Annotated in this window: 16 protein-coding genes; 1 reads left to right on the top strand and 15 read right to left on the bottom strand. The window is 34.6% G+C overall.

From position 1 onward, the window contains the following. Positions 1-3 precede the first annotated feature (3 nt). Together DOK76_RS00385 and DOK76_RS00380 are read right to left on the bottom strand one after the other, a co-directional pair. Positions 4-642, bottom strand: a complete 639-nt coding sequence (locus tag DOK76_RS00385) for a DUF5052 family protein (protein ID WP_206964101.1) — start codon at positions 640-642, stop codon at positions 4-6. Positions 643-701: 59 nt separating this feature from the next. Beyond that, positions 702-1,775, bottom strand: a complete 1,074-nt coding sequence (locus tag DOK76_RS00380; RefSeq protein ID WP_206964098.1) for a hypothetical protein — start codon at positions 1,773-1,775, stop codon at positions 702-704. Positions 1,776-1,953: 178 nt separating this feature from the next. Between DOK76_RS00380 and DOK76_RS00375 the strand changes: the two genes are divergently transcribed. After that, entirely contained in the window at positions 1,954-3,030 is a 1,077-nt protein-coding gene (locus DOK76_RS00375) for a YdeJ family lipoprotein (RefSeq protein WP_206964096.1), read from the top strand. Between the two features lie 50 nt (positions 3,031-3,080). Here the strand turns inward: DOK76_RS00375 and DOK76_RS00370 are convergent, their stop codons facing one another. From DOK76_RS00370 to DOK76_RS00310, 13 genes are all read right to left on the bottom strand, one after another. After that, positions 3,081-3,281 (bottom strand): ATP-binding cassette domain-containing protein, encoded by a 201-nt coding sequence (locus tag DOK76_RS00370; protein WP_206964095.1) that lies wholly within the window; start codon positions 3,279-3,281, stop codon positions 3,081-3,083. Positions 3,282-3,359: 78 nt separating this feature from the next. Then, on the bottom strand, positions 3,360-5,552 hold the full coding sequence (locus tag DOK76_RS00365) for a transglycosylase domain-containing protein (RefSeq protein ID WP_206964094.1): 2,193 nt from the start codon (positions 5,550-5,552) through the stop codon (positions 3,360-3,362). Positions 5,553-5,572: 20 nt separating this feature from the next. Continuing rightward, positions 5,573-6,787 (bottom strand): PASTA domain-containing protein, encoded by a 1,215-nt coding sequence (locus DOK76_RS00360; protein WP_206964093.1) that lies wholly within the window; start codon positions 6,785-6,787, stop codon positions 5,573-5,575. Positions 6,788-7,054: 267 nt separating this feature from the next. Beyond that, positions 7,055-8,323, bottom strand: coding sequence for a RidA family protein (locus DOK76_RS00355; protein WP_206964092.1), 1,269 nt, complete (start codon positions 8,321-8,323; stop codon positions 7,055-7,057). Positions 8,324-8,550: 227 nt separating this feature from the next. Continuing rightward, a complete protein-coding gene (locus DOK76_RS00350; RefSeq protein WP_206964091.1) occupies positions 8,551-9,186 on the bottom strand; it encodes a bifunctional 2-keto-4-hydroxyglutarate aldolase/2-keto-3-deoxy-6-phosphogluconate aldolase in 636 nt (211 codons plus the stop codon). A 16-nt stretch (positions 9,187-9,202) separates the two neighbouring features. Beyond that, the gene (hxlB, locus tag DOK76_RS00345; protein WP_206964090.1) at positions 9,203-9,745 is read right to left on the bottom strand and encodes a 6-phospho-3-hexuloisomerase; all 543 of its coding nucleotides are present in this window, start codon (positions 9,743-9,745) and stop codon (positions 9,203-9,205) included. Next, a complete protein-coding gene (locus tag DOK76_RS00340; RefSeq protein ID WP_206964089.1) occupies positions 9,745-10,368 on the bottom strand; it encodes an orotidine 5'-phosphate decarboxylase / HUMPS family protein in 624 nt (207 codons plus the stop codon). Before DOK76_RS00340 ends, hxlB begins: the two co-directional genes overlap by 1 nt. A gap of 2 nt (positions 10,369-10,370) precedes the next feature. Further along, on the bottom strand, positions 10,371-11,330 hold the full coding sequence (locus tag DOK76_RS00335; RefSeq protein ID WP_206964088.1) for a sugar kinase: 960 nt from the start codon (positions 11,328-11,330) through the stop codon (positions 10,371-10,373). Between the two features lie 21 nt (positions 11,331-11,351). Beyond that, positions 11,352-12,623, bottom strand: a complete 1,272-nt coding sequence (locus tag DOK76_RS00330) for a gluconate:proton symporter (protein WP_206964086.1) — start codon at positions 12,621-12,623, stop codon at positions 11,352-11,354. A 17-nt stretch (positions 12,624-12,640) separates the two neighbouring features. Continuing rightward, a complete protein-coding gene (locus DOK76_RS00325; RefSeq protein ID WP_206964168.1) occupies positions 12,641-12,886 on the bottom strand; it encodes a hypothetical protein in 246 nt (81 codons plus the stop codon). Next, the gene (locus DOK76_RS00320; protein WP_206964084.1) at positions 12,886-13,617 is read right to left on the bottom strand and encodes a sugar phosphate isomerase/epimerase family protein; all 732 of its coding nucleotides are present in this window, start codon (positions 13,615-13,617) and stop codon (positions 12,886-12,888) included. The genes DOK76_RS00325 and DOK76_RS00320 overlap by 1 nt, the downstream gene beginning before the upstream one ends. 175 nt (positions 13,618-13,792) lie before the next feature. Then, positions 13,793-14,782, bottom strand: a complete 990-nt coding sequence (locus DOK76_RS00315) for a LacI family DNA-binding transcriptional regulator (RefSeq protein ID WP_206964083.1) — start codon at positions 14,780-14,782, stop codon at positions 13,793-13,795. A 107-nt stretch (positions 14,783-14,889) separates the two neighbouring features. After that, on the bottom strand, positions 14,890-16,017 hold the full coding sequence (locus tag DOK76_RS00310; RefSeq protein ID WP_206964082.1) for a PD-(D/E)XK nuclease family protein: 1,128 nt from the start codon (positions 16,015-16,017) through the stop codon (positions 14,890-14,892). Between the last annotated feature and the right edge of the window lie 6 nt (positions 16,018-16,023).

The following is a 16,023-nucleotide window of genomic DNA, read 5'->3' as shown; positions in this document are numbered from 1 at the left end:
CTCTTATTGATTTAGTAACAGCTTATTATCATAAACTGTGTAATCACAACGGTAAACAAATAAACGTTTTCCATCAACTAAAAAGTTAGTTGATGAAGGCACTTCTGTATCAGACAAACGGATATTGTCTCCAGTAAAGGTCGCTAAAGGTGATCCATTTTGACTTCTAATTAAAATGGTCTTTGATTTACCAGTAAAGTCATTTTTAAACTCATTCACCATACTATTTAGCATAGGAACTGACTTATTTTGATTATCAATCGTTACAGTTTTTGCATACTCTTCAAAGACATTGGTCATTCCTTCTTCATAAGCAATTAACGAAGAACCTACATGTGTCATATTCTCTCCACCTACCGTAATGGATAATACTTTAGATTCTTTTCTCGTCTCACCATCAGAGTCTTTTCGGTCAAATGTTGTATCTTTTTCAATTTTTACAGATTTCCCTTTAATGGAGTCAATCAACTGTGAGTTGTTGTCATAAGTTTGAATCACCATATCTAGTCCTTTAAAATCCTGTTTAAAGTCTTTTCCCCAATTTAACAAATCTGTACACCCTGACAATATCACAGTCAAAAATAATAAACCAAAAACTGCTTTTAAGCTCGTTCTTAATTTCTTCTGATTAAATCCCTTCATACCTAATCTCCTCCACTCACCTTTTTATTTATCTTACTAGATTCTCTCAAAAAGATAAATCATAACTTCTGTTGTTCTTCTTGCTTAATCAACTCATCAAAAGGTATTCTGATAATATAATCAACTAACTCAGATGTTTTATGACGATAAGCTTTAGCACCACTTTCAAAAACAGCATATAAATAGCCATCTTTCACAGTAATCTGTTCTAAGTAAGGTGGGAATTCAATGGTATAAGTAGCTTCTGATATCTTTAAGTTTCCTTTATTTTGGGCTTTATCAAAAATGTAAAGTTTCGAATTCTGTTTGCCATAAGATTGAGATAAAAGTACATAATTTTGATAAAAAGCAATTCCTTGAATTTTATTAATAGACAGTGTTTCTGACGTATAATACAGTGGATTAGCTGAATTAGTCTCATCTGTTGGTATTCTAAGTGAATTCGACAACTTGCCACTTTGATCAATGGCATACAGCGTCAACTTACCATTTGTTTGCTTTTTGAAATTACCAACAATTAAGAAGTTATTAAAGACAGTCATAACAGAAGACCGATTAATATTGAGTAGGAGATTATTATCATAATAACGAACTGGTCGGTTATCTTCTATCTCATAAGTCAATATATCTGATAAGGTGATTGCTGCCACACCACCTGTGGTACTGACCCACACATTATTTTTATTCTCATCAAATCCTAAACCTCCTGCGTGGGACGTATCCATTAAAATAGCTGTCCTTAAAAGTTCATGACTATGACCGTCTAAGATGTAAATAACTGAGTGATGCAGATGATCATGACAATAAGCAGATATCAATAAATAATCATCTGAAAGGGTCAATCCTTGAGGTGTCATAGCATCACAAACAGAAACCTTTCCTTTATCATTTAAAGTTTTAGTTGCTTTTAGCCCAGGGATTGGAATTAAAGAAGCTGAATTTTCAGTCTCCAAAACAGTAGCAATACTTGGATACTGATTCAAAATAGCTAATTGCTCCTTTTTACTTTGATTGTGATTCATTGTTTCTTGTTTCTTGTATTGCAACAAATTATTTGGAGAAAATAGAATAACACTCTCTACAACCAGTACCAACAACAGGCCAACTATAAAATAACTAGTTTTTATCTTCATCACTTTACTCCTACTGTTTATTTTATCTCCATTATATAGGATTGTTATCACTAAAGGTAAATAAGAGAACTAAATCACCTATGTATTATCTTATGATAACAATTTAAAAGTCACGATACCTTTAATTGTATTAAATCTTTGATATAATGAAAAGAAAACAGGTATCGGAGAATTAGACGTGACAAAAGAAAACTTAACAAGAAGCTTAAAAAATGATCGAAATAACAAAGATTTATTGCGAACAGAGATTAATCATGCAACAGATCCTAACGTCAGACTTGAGCTGACAAAAATGCTACTCGAACTTGAAAAAGAAGAAAAAAGAAAACGAATTAGAAATTGGATAATAGTAGGCGTCTTACTAATTTGTATCTTATTTTTTTTACTATACTTAGGAACTCAGTCTTCAAAAAATACTCCAGAAACTAGGATCGCTACAAAATCGAGTTCAACAGAACAGTCTACTGACTCAACGACTACAGATTCTAAACCTTTAGAAACCAATCTGACAGAAGAGCAGCTAAAAAATTGGGTGATGGCTATTTTAGATTTAACACCACCGCCACCAACTCGTTATCTACTAGATGTTTACATTGATGAAAAAGATAAATTAGCATACATTCAAGTTGGTGTTAATCAATTAGATAATCTGGGTACATTTAGAGTTAACGCTCAAGGACAATTAGAAGCTAATGGCCCAATAACAGGCAGTATTGGCAATTCTAATTGGGTATTAATGTCAGAGAAGTACCTAGATACCAGTATCGCTGAAGAATACCTAAAAACGAATAAACTAAATACTATCCAAAACAAGCGGCAACTGCCTGAGATACTCCTGCCTTATTCTGATGAAGAGATTGAGTATGCTAGAGTATGGTTGGCTGTTATGGGCGAGGATTATTTTAACCAAGTTGATATAGATGATTTTAAACTTAACGTTAGCTTTATCAAAAAAGGAACACCTCTTTATTATGCTAAAGAAGAGTTACATATTAATTGGCCAAGTGATGTAGTACTCCTCACAGGAAATTATACTGCTCAAGGACAGATATTTTATTCGAGTAACTTTGATGGAACTGTTACTGTATATCCTATGCCATCTCATTGGCATCAAGATGAAAAAGACTGGAATGATGACACCTACATGTCAAATTACCTAAATGATATTTTAGCAAACAAAAGAATAGTCAAAGTACCTGCTGGAGATTCTCAGCTAGTAAAAACATTAATTGAACACGAGAATATTATTCATTAGAAAAAGAAAAGAAGCTCCTCTATAGAGCCTCTTTTCTTTTTCTATATTTCTTAAATAGCTAACTCGCCATCAGATAATCGAACAATCCGTTTGGCTTGTTGAGCTACCTGTTCATCATGAGTAATCACCATAATTGTATACTCCAACTCATTTAACTCATGAAACAAATCAATAATTTCTTGTCCTGTTTTACTATCTAGGGCGCCTGTTGGTTCATCAGCCAAAAGTAAAGTTGGCTTTGTAATTAACACTCGTTCAATTGCTACACGTTGTTGCTATCCCCCAGATAATTCTTTCGGCAGTTAAACATGTACAAAAGCAGATGAATCCTACTCCTGATATGTCTGATTAAGTCTATTTAGTGTTTTTATGTACTCTTCTTCCATTGACTCATATGTTTCAGAATCTTTTTTGTCTATTTCTTTATTTTTAATACTAATATCGTTTAGGTTATCATCAACTATCTCTTCTAACTCTGGAATAACCTGATTGGTTTGTCCCTCACTAATTAGCCTCTCATCACCAAACGTAAACTTGGTAGCATCTCGTCCTGCCATCATGACTTTGAAGGTACTGTTCATTAAGTAAACTCTTCCTTGATTGGCTGTATCATGAGGAAAAGTCGTTGGTGCAAAGGTTGCGTCCACATAAGATGGGCTACCTACCCATGTAGCAACTGATATTTCAGGTGAAGCCATAGCAAGTAAAGCATCTGGCGATTTATTTTGACTATTTGGAACAGAGCTTTCAAAATTACTTAATCCTGATTTCATCACATAAGTTTCTTGACTAAATCCAGTGTATTTCGGTCCAGCATATGGCTCAGAACCATTTGGACCAGTTGCTTCTTTTAGCATGCTAACCATTGTTTTAGCTGTTGAAGAACTCATCGCTCGCTTACTTTCTGGTTCTGCTAATTTAATTTGAACATCACCAGTTTGAATACTTTCAATTGTTGTTGGCTCGACCCTGACACCATCATTTCCAAAAGCACTAAAGGCTGAGGATAAAGCTAACACATTAGTCGGATAATTAATGGCTTGTTCTGGATTAAAGCTAGAACCATTCGGATTATATGACTGCAGTCCCAGTGGTTCCATGATATTATTTTTTTGTTGGTCATTTGTTAGCTGGAAAGCCTCAACTGCAGCTGTATTGAGAGACAATCCCAAAGCATAAGATGCTTTGACATTCCCATAATTTTCATCTCCGTAATTTTTAACTTTCCAATCACCTACTGAAAAAGATGTTCCATTCTGTATTGTGTTTGGAGTCATTCCTGCATATTCAATAGCTGGTGCATAATCTAATAACGGCTTAATAGTTGAACCTGATGATCTCGTTGCCGTATATGGAATTAAGGGATTATCCGAATTTGTCCCTAAGCCAATAATATGTCCTGTTTTCGTATCAATCACAGAAATCGCTGTTAAGCTTTCTTTATGCTCTAAATAACCATTTGGCAAACGATCATCTTGAGGGTAAACACCTGTTGCAATATGATGTAACTCTTTTAACTGGTTCGCCTCAGCGTATGTTTTAACTGTAATAGTCGTACTTTTAGGTAAATTCAGTTGACTTAACTCGTCTTTAACCTTTGCCACGTAGGCTTGATACTCTCTTGGCGTCCCTTGTTGGGTATAACTTTTTAAAACAAATTCTTCCTTTTCACTTTTTACCACATCAAGAGCTTGTTTATAGATGTCTTCACTAATTAACTCGTTATCCTTCATAACCCCTAGAACTGTTCGTGTCCGCTCTTTACCACTCTTTTCAAAATCCTGTACATAGGTTGATGGAGACTGACCAAGTCCTGCCATAAAGGCTACTTGAGCCACTTGCTTAGGATCTTTTGAATTAATATCTGACATATCATTACCAAATAATTCAATTGAGGCAGCTTTCAAACCGACTGTATTTGGCGTTAAACGTAATTCATTTAAATAAGCCTTCAAAATGTCATCTCGGCTATACTTCAAAGTTAGTTTCCTGGCATCAATTAATTGAATAATTTTATCAGATACTGAATTTTTATTATTTGTTCCAAACACCATTAATTTAACCAACTGTTGCTCAATCGTTGATCCTCCTCTTGAAACGACGTCTTTACCTCGCTTACTTTGAACTTGGGAAACGATAGCTCCAATTGTCCCTTTTATGGAGTAGCCATTGGTTTTTCTTGTATAGAAAGAACTATCCTCAACAGCTAAAAGTGTATCAATATAAAGTTGACTAACATTCCACTTAGGCTCATATTCAATAGGATCAAACTTAACAATCACTGTATTAGCATCTAAGGGTTCATTGTTTCTATCTAGTATAATAAAAGACTGAGTAATTTTTTGATCAATTGTTTGAATTTCAAGCAGAGAGCTGTATGGACTATATCGTTTACTAATCTGATAACCACCAATTGACACTAATAAGACAATCAACAGCCCTACCAAGCCTAATAGATTCAAAATCAAGCGACCGCGTCTCTTAGCTTTCGATTTTTTTTTTACTTTTTTCTTAATGCCCATTAGCTAACTCCTTTTCTCCACTATCTTTCACTAACATCACTATTTGTTGTACTAGTGGTTTCTTCTGTTGAACTTGAACTACTTATTGAAGACTCAAAAATTGAGCTACTACTTGATTCTGTTGATTCTTCTGGTTTATTGATTGGTTTGTTTTCAACAATTACTTGAATCGTAGAGCCATGGGTTATAAATTCATAATCAGTTGGTGAAGGTTCTTGGCGCATAATCTTATCTTGTTTGTCATTATCCCAATTCTCTATCTCTCTCTGACTTTCCTGAACTCGGTCACCATTCTTATAATTTTTATTGGTGTAACCTCTAATACCTAGATTGAGTTTAGCTTTATTTAATTCTTTTTGCGCTTCTTCAATTGTCATTCCCACTAAATCAGGCGTTTTTACTGAATTTTTGATTATTTCTTTATTAGTCGATAGATTCCTTTGCAATTCACTATATCTATTTTTAAATTCAGTAACCAGTCGTTTTGATTCGATGTAATGATTGACTTCAAAGACATAGCTATCTAGCTCCACACCAAGTCTTGTGGTTGGTTCTGTTATTGGTTCATTCAACGTATCAAAGTTCGCATAGGATGATTTAATCTGATTGACTTCTTTAAAATTACTATTGATTTCTTCGATTAAACTAACAGATTGTTTAAAATTAGGATCATTCGTAACTGACTGCATTCCTTTTTGATTATATATTTTATTCAATAAATCCAGTAATTCAAATATTTCCTCATACTTTGTTTCTGGTTGGTCTACTGTCATTTCCTTAAAAGACTTATCTGCTTTCTCATATTGTTTAGGTAGTACTTTTTTGTAATATAAGACATATAATTCCTCAATATCAGAGTCACTAATTGTATCTACGTCTTTTTTCAAATCACCTATAACAGAATCAATGGCTGAAACCTTCACTTTTCCTTCAGTGATACTTGTAATAATTGCTTGAGTCTCTTCTAACTTTTTAACTTTGTCATCGTTTGCCTCGTAAAGCCATGAATCAAACGCATCATTTTTCAATGCACGGACTAGTTTAATATCAGACTCTTCGATTCTAGTTAAGTCGTAAATTTCTTCCTGAGTGATATTATTTGCTTCTGGTACATTACTAATATACTGGTAAGTTTTAAAAAAGAAATATACACTTAGAGAAATCATCATGAGATACAGAATCTTGATCATTTGTTTATTGTAACTTGATTTCTTTTTGTATTTTTTAACTTTCATTTTGATACCCTCTAATAACTTTTTCTCTCATTTTTTTAATCTACTTAAGTATACACGATATTGGATTGAACTATCGCTAAAAAATGAGTAATCACACCATCTGCTCTTGATATAGTTATTTTTCTAATCTCTTAAAGTATCATGTTCATTTTCTATCTACCAAAATTCCTTTTTCACTGTTAGCCGAGGCAGTCTTTAGTAATAGAGGAACTAAAAGAAGCATGGTAACCCTCTAGAGGTTATCATGCTTCTTTTCTATATTCTTATTTATTTAATTGGTGGTGTTCCTTCTGCATTTCCCGCAATCGCATCAATTTGAATTAACGCACCTTTTGGTAATTTAGCAACTCCTACAACACGACGAGCTGGAGTACCTTCTGGGAAGAATGCTTTATAAGCTGCATCCATCTCTTCTGTCATTGACAAATCAGTCATGTAAACATTCAATTTAACCATATCAGCCATAGAATGATCTACGCTCTCAATGATTGTTTGAATGTGTGATAAACATTGTGTTGTTTGTTCTGTAATGCCACCAGATACAACTTCTCCTGTTGCTACATCAACAGGTAATTGAGCTGAGATATTATTGTAGTGTGAGAAAGCAACTGTTTGTGTTGATAAGCTATCAATCGGTGCTTTTTCAGTATTGTTTGCTTCAATAATTAGCCCGTGTCTATCTTCAATGGCTTGTGGTGGAGTACCGTCACCGTGAGACACAACAGCTTCGATTTGTACAGAGGCACCCATTGGTAAGTCGGCTACTTCAACAACTGTTCTTGCTGGTAAGTAATTAACAGCTCTTGCAATACCAGAATCTGGGAAGAAAGTTGCATAAACTTTGTTAACAGCTTCAACATCATTTAGATCCTTAAGGAATACTGTTGTTTTAACAATGTCATCAAAAGGAACATCAATGCTTTCTAAAATTGTTTTAATATTTTTTAAAGCTTGTCTAGTTTGTGCCTTAACACAACCTACAACTAAGCGACCTGTTTTAGGATCAATTGGTAATTGAGCACTAATATTATTGTAATGTGAAAAAGCAACTGTTTGCGTTGATAAACCATCAACTGGAGCCTCACTTGTTCCATTAGTCAATTTAATTAAATCACCTGCTTGTGGTGCGTTTGGAATCGTTCCTTCTCCATTAGAAAGTAAGGCTTCAACTTGGATCATTGCATTCATTGGCAAGTCAGCCACTGCTACAACTGTACGTGTTGGTAAATAAGTAGGGAAAAATGACTTAACTACTCTGTCTACAACAGCCATTACTTTAATATCTTTCACAAAAATAGATAATCTAATGATATCTGTTAGATCATGATCAATGCTTGAAACAATAGTTTGAACGTTATTTAAACATTGTTCTGTTTGCTCTTTGATACCACCCTCTACAAGTTTACCTGTTTCAGGATTGATAGGTAATTGAGCTGAAAAATTATTATAATGTGAAAAGGCAACTGTTTGTGATTGAACATCACTCACTGGTGCTTTTTCTGTATTTCTTGCTAAAACGACGTTGTCTTGACTCATAGGTAATTCCCCTTTTTATGTTTTATTTTTTAAGAACTTAAAAAAAATTCTAGTCTAAAAAAACACATCTGTAAAGCGCTTCCACGTTATTTATAATGAGACTATTACAATGAAAACTATCACCTATTTTAAACACCTAAAGTCTTGCAATCTATTTGCTAGTTTGATAGCTTTTAGCCTCAGAACCAAAAGAACAGAAACGATTTATACGTTTCTGTTCTCTTTTCTTATTCTTTTTCTCGAAAAGCTACCAACTTGTCCAAATAAGCTTGAGACATGTTTTCTACACTCTCTACATCCCTCGTAAGCTCACCGCCAACACTAATCATAGCAGCTCCTGACTCTAACCATTGAGTGAAGTTAGATAAATTTATCCCGCCACTTGGCATCAGAGTAATTTGGGGTAATGGGGATTTAATTGACTTGATAATGGCCGGATCATATACGTGACTTGGGAATAACTTAATCACGTCAACACCTGACTCAAGGGCTTCTTTCATCTCTGAAACACTCATGCAACCTGGGATATAAGGAATTTGATACAGATTACACACTTTAGAGATAGCCTGATCGTATACAGGACTAACAATAAAAGAAGCACCTTGATAAATTGCATTTGAAGCAGTACTAACATCTAAAACAGTCCCAGCACCAATGATGACACCTTCGATTTCTTCGTACTTTTTTTGTAGCTCACTAATGATACTTAAAGCATTTGGTGTTGTCAGTGTGACTTCAATCGCCTTAATCCCATTTTCGATTAAGGCCTCGCTCACAAGTAACCCCTCGTCCTCAGTCTGGCTCCTAACAACAGCTACTAAAGCATTTTGTTGCAATTGTTGTAATAACTCAACTCGTTTCATTTAGTTTCCTCGATTCTTATTCCACGTTGACATGACTGGCTAAAGCGTCTTGATTAGATGTCTCATCTCTTTCTGCTAATTTCAACGTCAGTGCATCTAATGTAATATGTACAGTTTGGTCAAATAAGGAAGACAATAGCTGTTGTGATTTAACTCCAGCACCTGTTTTAGTAGCTCCAGGCACAACAATTACATGGTCTGCTAGTTTGGCAAGAGGTGATGTGTCATCACTTGTTAGGACAACCACTTTTAGTCCTTTAGTTTTAGCTATTTCAGTTTCCATTAAAATTCCTTTTGTCGTACCAGAGCCTGAAATTGCTACCCACGTGTCACCAGCTTTAATGGATGGCGTGATTGTTTCTCCTAACACAAAATCTGTGTAGCCAATGTGCATTAAGCGCATCGCAAAGCCTTTTGCTTGAAAACCACTGCGTCCCGCTCCAGTAATAAAAATACGTTTTGCTTTATCAAAAAAAGGTAACGCTTGTTCTAATTGTTGTTCCTCTACTAAATTCATCACTGTATTGATTTCATCCATAATTGTCTTAATTGTTTTCATTACCCAATTACCTCCATAAACTTTTCTGCTTCTTTTACTGGATCATCTGCTTTGGTGATACTTGATCCCACAATGATAATTTCCATTAAGCCTTGTTCTTTCAATTCACGGGCTTGGGATAAATCAATCCCACCTGCAATTGCTAAACGCTTCACTTGAGGATACGCCTCCTTAAATGCTGCTACTGTTTCAACGACTGACCACTTTTCTTCTTTATCAACTGAATTGTGTAAGCAAAAAATAGCTGAGTCAAACACTTGGAGTTCCTCTATTTTTGACTCACACACTTCTAGCAAATCTATCATCATAGTTCGATTCATCTCTTTTGTGACCTTCTCACATAACTCAATCGTTGCTAAAGAAGCTGCTCCCATGACCGTTAAGATGTCTGCTCCATATTTAAATCCTTGTTTGAATTCATACTGACCTTCATCAATGGTTTTAATATCTGCTAATAATTGGCTATCTGGTAGCACTTCTTTAAGTTGACGAATGGCTTCATTTCCATAATCTTTACTTAGAGACGTTCCCATTTCAATAATGTCCACCTGACCATTTAGCTGACTAGCTAAATCCACGGCTTCTGTCAAACTGACTCGATCAATTGCGACTTGTAACTTCATATTTAAAACACCTTTTCTTCTTCTAAAAATTGCGTTAACTCTTCTGGAGTTGGGTAGCCATCATTATCTCCTGGTGTCTGCACAGCTAAAGCACCTGTAGCATTTCCTCTAATAACAGCCTCTTTTAAGCTTAACCCTTCCATCAAAGCACTAATCACACCAGCAGCAAATCCGTCTCCTGCACCTACTGTATCCACTACTTTCTCTACGTTAAAGCCAGGTACAACAAAGGTATTACCATTTTGTTCTTTAACAAATGCACCTTCTTCACCAAGTTTGACAATCACTGCCTCTGTATTGGCACCATTTTGCAAATAAAAGTCAGAAATGGCTTCAGGGTCACGGCTTCCCATTAAAATTTCCCCTTCATTAATACCAGGAAGAATAATATTAGCATGAGAGGCTAATTCATTAATAGTTTCAACCATCACTTCAGTGCTTTCCCAAAGTTGAGGTCTTAAATTTGGATCAAAAGTTGTTTTTACTTGATTCTTTTCTAGTAAACTAACAAAATGCCTAAAACTTTTAAGAGCGACTGAGGAGATGGCAGGAAAAATACCAGATAGATGAGCCATCTTCACTTCTGAAAAATCAATTTTATCCAAGATTTCTTGATTAAAATGAGAAGCAGCAGAATTTTTTCTAAAGTAATGAATACTCGGATCTCCTTTGCTTACACGGTCTTTTAACTGAAAGGCCGTCCAGTAACGATCAGACTCATCAATGTATCTAGTGCCAATATTATTCTCCACTAGTTGATCCTTAATAAAAGCGCCAAAAGGATCTTGTCCAAGAGCTGTAATGTATTCTGTCGTATGTCCATATCGCGACACTCCAACTGCTACATTGACTTCAGCTCCTGCTAAAAATTTTTGGAAAAACTTAGCATCTTTCAAACTTTTATCCACTTCTTCTGACCCGAAAAGGGCGATTGGTTCACCGATTGTTAAAAATTCACTCATTGTTAATTCCTCCATTAAATTTTATAGTAAAAAGTAAGCGGCAAATAAATTCAAGACAGTGGCTACCCATGCCCAAGGTAAGCCCGTTAAAAGAAACGTCTTCGTATCAAGCTCTGCATATTGAACAGACCATAAATTCCATGACTGGGTAATACAAGCTGACACACCCATCATTGAAGGCACAACGAGTAATCCATATAAAAAGTATTGATCAAACATACCTGTCCCAACAAAAATCGCTGCTGTTGCGGCACCAGCTCCGTATAGCATTAATGGACCTCTAAAATAAGATAAAGGTGCTAGAATTGCTACAATAACTACTAAAACAAGTTTGCTACTTGGTAAAATCGTTTGGAAAATCTCTGTAAAACCTGACATAGCATGAATAGCTGCTGATTGGAACATCGTTAAAACAAATAGCATAATCAGTAAGCCAGCGATATCACTAATCGCGTGTTTGGCTGTGTCATTCATTTTCGTTACAAACCGTGTGTAACTCTTCATATTGCCAGTTGCCAAAAAGGCAATAATAATAGATAGGAGTAACGCAGGAATTGCGTCCCATTTAGCAAAAATACTTAGTAAAACAGGCAAGACTGGTAATACGTAAGTCCATTTTGACACTTCTACTTGCTCTGATTCTTCATCACTTTCAATAATAATAGCTTTTCCATTTTTGATTTTTTTTGCGTTGAACAAAATAAACAGAATCACTATCGCCATCTGAATTCCCATCGCAACAAAACCAAATCGTTGATAATGACTACCCCACTCTACTTCTGGGAAAAATACTTGAAACTGAACGAATAACACGTTGTTTACATACATAGCTGCTCCAATCGACATCGTAAAAACGGTTACAGCAATATTTTTAGGAACACCCATAGAAAACATAATTGGTAATAAAATAACTCCAACTGCAATAGCTGAACCAACTCCGTAAGAACTTGTAAAGATTAACGCAATAACTAAAGCAATTAAGATTGTTGCAATGACTGGACTTTTTTTACCCACTTTTTCAGTTCGTCGACTGATACTTCCCGCAATCCCCGTATCAACAAGGACCCGTCCAAACCATGAACCAAAGATAATGTAGGAAGCTGTTTTTCCGTAATTTAAAACTGGTTCTGTAAAAATCTCTTTTATGGCTTGATCAAAAGGCACCATGCCAATAATCGTCCATAAGACTGCCATCACGAAGAAACCAACAGTTAAGTTGCCTCCTTTCATGGCATAAACAATAAATATTCCAAAGGTAATCGCTAATAAAATACCTGTTATCGCACTGGCCACACTAAATCCTCCCCTCGTTAGTACTGATTTAACTCACTTAGTATTTTTTGATATGTTGATACTTCTTTATGTTGTTCTTCCTTAAAAAAGGAATTTTCAAGATTGTTAAAACGTTGTGCAATATAGTAAGCCGTTAAGTAAGCTGCTAGAGATTCTTTAGCTGCTTTTTCCATTTCTTCTGTGCCCATATTTGGACGTTTTATCGTATCAAGAAAATGATAAGCAAATGTTTCTGGATCAATCTTTGTTTGTTTTTCCATGATTAGGCTTCCTCCAATAATTCTTTAGCTTCTAAAATTTCTGAGTCTTTTTCAGTTGGGTACTCAATAGCTACTGGTACATCTTGTGGTAGAACTTGTAGTACTTGACGCCAGTTAATGTCCCCCTTATCTAAACCTGCAGCAGCGGGGTGCCCCTCAACTGATTCCACGTCTTTTACGTGAATGTAAGTCACATATTGTTTAAGTTGCTCTGCTGCCACTTCTTCATCTTCTCCAACAAATCGCCAATTACCTAAGTCATACACATAACCAATCTTTAATCCTTTATTCGATACCGCTTTCATAAAGGTGTGAATAGCTTCGATTTTACCTGATGTGTTGGTTTGATCATTTTCAATAGTCACATTAACACCCATTTCAGTTAACGATGATAATTCTGCGAGATTTCCATTAAAATGAGCATAATCTCCAATATTCCATTTAATATGTTGTGCGCCCATTTCATTAGCTTCTTTAAGGTAATCTACTAAATTCGAATTAATAGTCCCATTGACAAAAACTTCCTCTGGCACACTATAAAATAACTCAATCCCATGAGTATCAACTAATTGTTTAATCTCTGGAATTTCTCTTTTAAGGTCTCTAAAATACTCTCTTCTGACTTCAATCTTGTCAAATCCTAGTAAAACAGCCTTTTCTACAAGCTCTTTTTGAGACTTTCCTGCTAAAAACTCTTGATTAAAAACTAATAAATTTAATACGATTGATTTCATTTTTTCACTGTCCTCTCAATTAGTTAACCGGTTTCTATAAACGTATAGTAAACCGGTTTCTTAAATAAAGCAAGCGTTTCCTTTTAAAAGAACAGCACAAAAAAAGACTAACTCGTTAAGTAAACCGGTTTCTTAATGAGTTAGTCTTTTAAATTTTATTATTAAATAACACACATCATAATGAATCTCTTAGTTGTATTTTCGCAGGAACGACTTTTACTTCTTGTTCTTTAGATTCATCATCTAAATAAGATAGCAATTGTTCTCCTGTCACGTTACCAATGTATTGTGTCTGTTGCTCAATACTAGTAATTCCAGGACCTACAAGAGCTGACAAATTCCAATCATCAAATCCTGTAACACCTATTTCATCTGGAATAGAAATATTCCCCGTGATTAATATCGTTAAAACTTCCATGAGCATCTTACCATTTGAAGCAAATAGAACAGTCTTTTCAGGATAAGCTAAACACGTATTAATTTCCATCTGTAAATCAGTCTCACTAGTTACTTCCAATAAATCAAGATGAATGTTTTCAGCCTCTATCATGTCTTTAATTGATTGATACCTGATCTCTCTTGTTAAAATATCTGCCAGTGGTTCACTAATAACAACTACTCGTTGGTATTTTTTTTCTAGAATATAGGGCAGCATTTTTTTAGTTGCCGCTTCATTATCCGTTGTTACAAATGGATAAATAAGTGGCTCAATCCCTCTATCAACAAGAAGTAAAGGGATTTTCTCAGATTGAATAAACTCATATCGACTAGCATCTCTTGAAGACGGTTGTAAAATAATCCCCTCTACACTTTGATCAATTAGTTTATGCAATAAATCTTGCTCTTTTTCTACTGAATTAGCCGCGTCCATAATAATCATTTGATACCCCGCAGCCTCTAGTACCTCTCCAATTCCTTTTAAAAGAAGTGATGAATACATATTAGAAATATCTGAAACTATGACACCAATCAAATAACTTCGCTTTGATTTTAGCGCTTGAGCTTGACGATTTGGTCGATAGTTCAAATCAGAAATAACTTGCGCAATACGAGCCTTCGTCTCAGCTGACATGCTACCAAACTGGCCATTTAAATATCTGGAAATCGTTGTTTTAGAGACTTCTGCTTGCTTTGCTACATCAGAAATAGTGATATTTTTTTTCATAGATTACCTCTTCAATCGTTTCTTATTCTTTCTCTAATTGTACCGTATCTGAGTGTTGAATTGGGAGAGAAATGGAAAGAAAATTTAAGATTTAATCGTATTTGTTATTAATAACTATCAACTAGTTCTAGGACTTTTTCTCTATTGTTATGAGCCTTTACTAAGTAACTAGTCACTAAAGATACTAACTCATCTACAGAGCAATTCTTTTTTATTTTCATTGATTTATACAAATGGTACTTACCATATTGATTAAACGATTTGTTTTTTGTTGTAGGATAAATGACATCTGTCTCATTAATTTTTGCTTCAGTCAATAAACCAAAGTCAAACCAAAGATTATTTTTTAAAAGATCTTGTGTTATTTTTTCAGCAGTAAATCCTACTGTCTCAATCATTAGCTTAAAACTAAGTTCTTGAAGTTGGACAGCAAACCCTATCTGTTTTTTTTCACTTATTTTTATCCAGTACCTTGTATCTGTTATTCCTGTTCCACGAGTATATGCTTGCTGTAAGACTAGTTTATCACTAGAAAGATTACCCAGTTCGATGGATTTATTTGCTTGAATCCTGATTTTATCGACCATTTCCTGATGCTTTAGTTTGATAAAAAGATCATCAACCCTAATCTCCTTTAATTGATTCATAACAGAATTACCTGAGTAAATATCATACACTCTAAACTCTTGATTAGTAATGTTATCAGCCAAGTCTTGAAGTAAGCTAATAAATTCAATATAATCCTCCATCAATGATTGGTGGTAATTATTCTTCATATTCATTTTAATTGATGACAATCTTTGGGATAACTCTCGATAATCCATGACTGACCACTTCATATCTTCGAGAATCTCTTGATTTGGTTTGGATAAACTTAATAATAAAAATGATCCCTCTTTTAACTTAGCTACATATTTTTCTAGTTGCTCTTTATAAGGAATACTTTTTACTTTATTCTCAATATACAATTTCACTTCTTCTTTATTTTCATTCTTAAAAGTAACAGTCAAATCAATGTTTTTTTCTTCTCTTGAAACTGATACGATTTTAAGAGGACTATTAGTATTAATATAACTAGCAAATAAAGCAGTCGATTCCTCATTATAATTAGTTAATAACCAGTACAAAAAATTACTATGAAACAACTCTCTTGAAGACAATGACAACTGAAAAAGTGGTGATTCTTTTAGCAAACTAATACTATCTGTGATATCTACTGGTTTTTTCTTTTTCACTATCTC

Source organism: Candidatus Vagococcus giribetii, from assembly GCF_017316185.1.
Lineage (GTDB): Bacteria > Bacillota > Bacilli > Lactobacillales > Vagococcaceae > Vagococcus > Vagococcus giribetii.
Note: the sequence above shows the minus strand (reverse complement) of the source record. Positions and strands in the feature narration are given on the sequence as shown.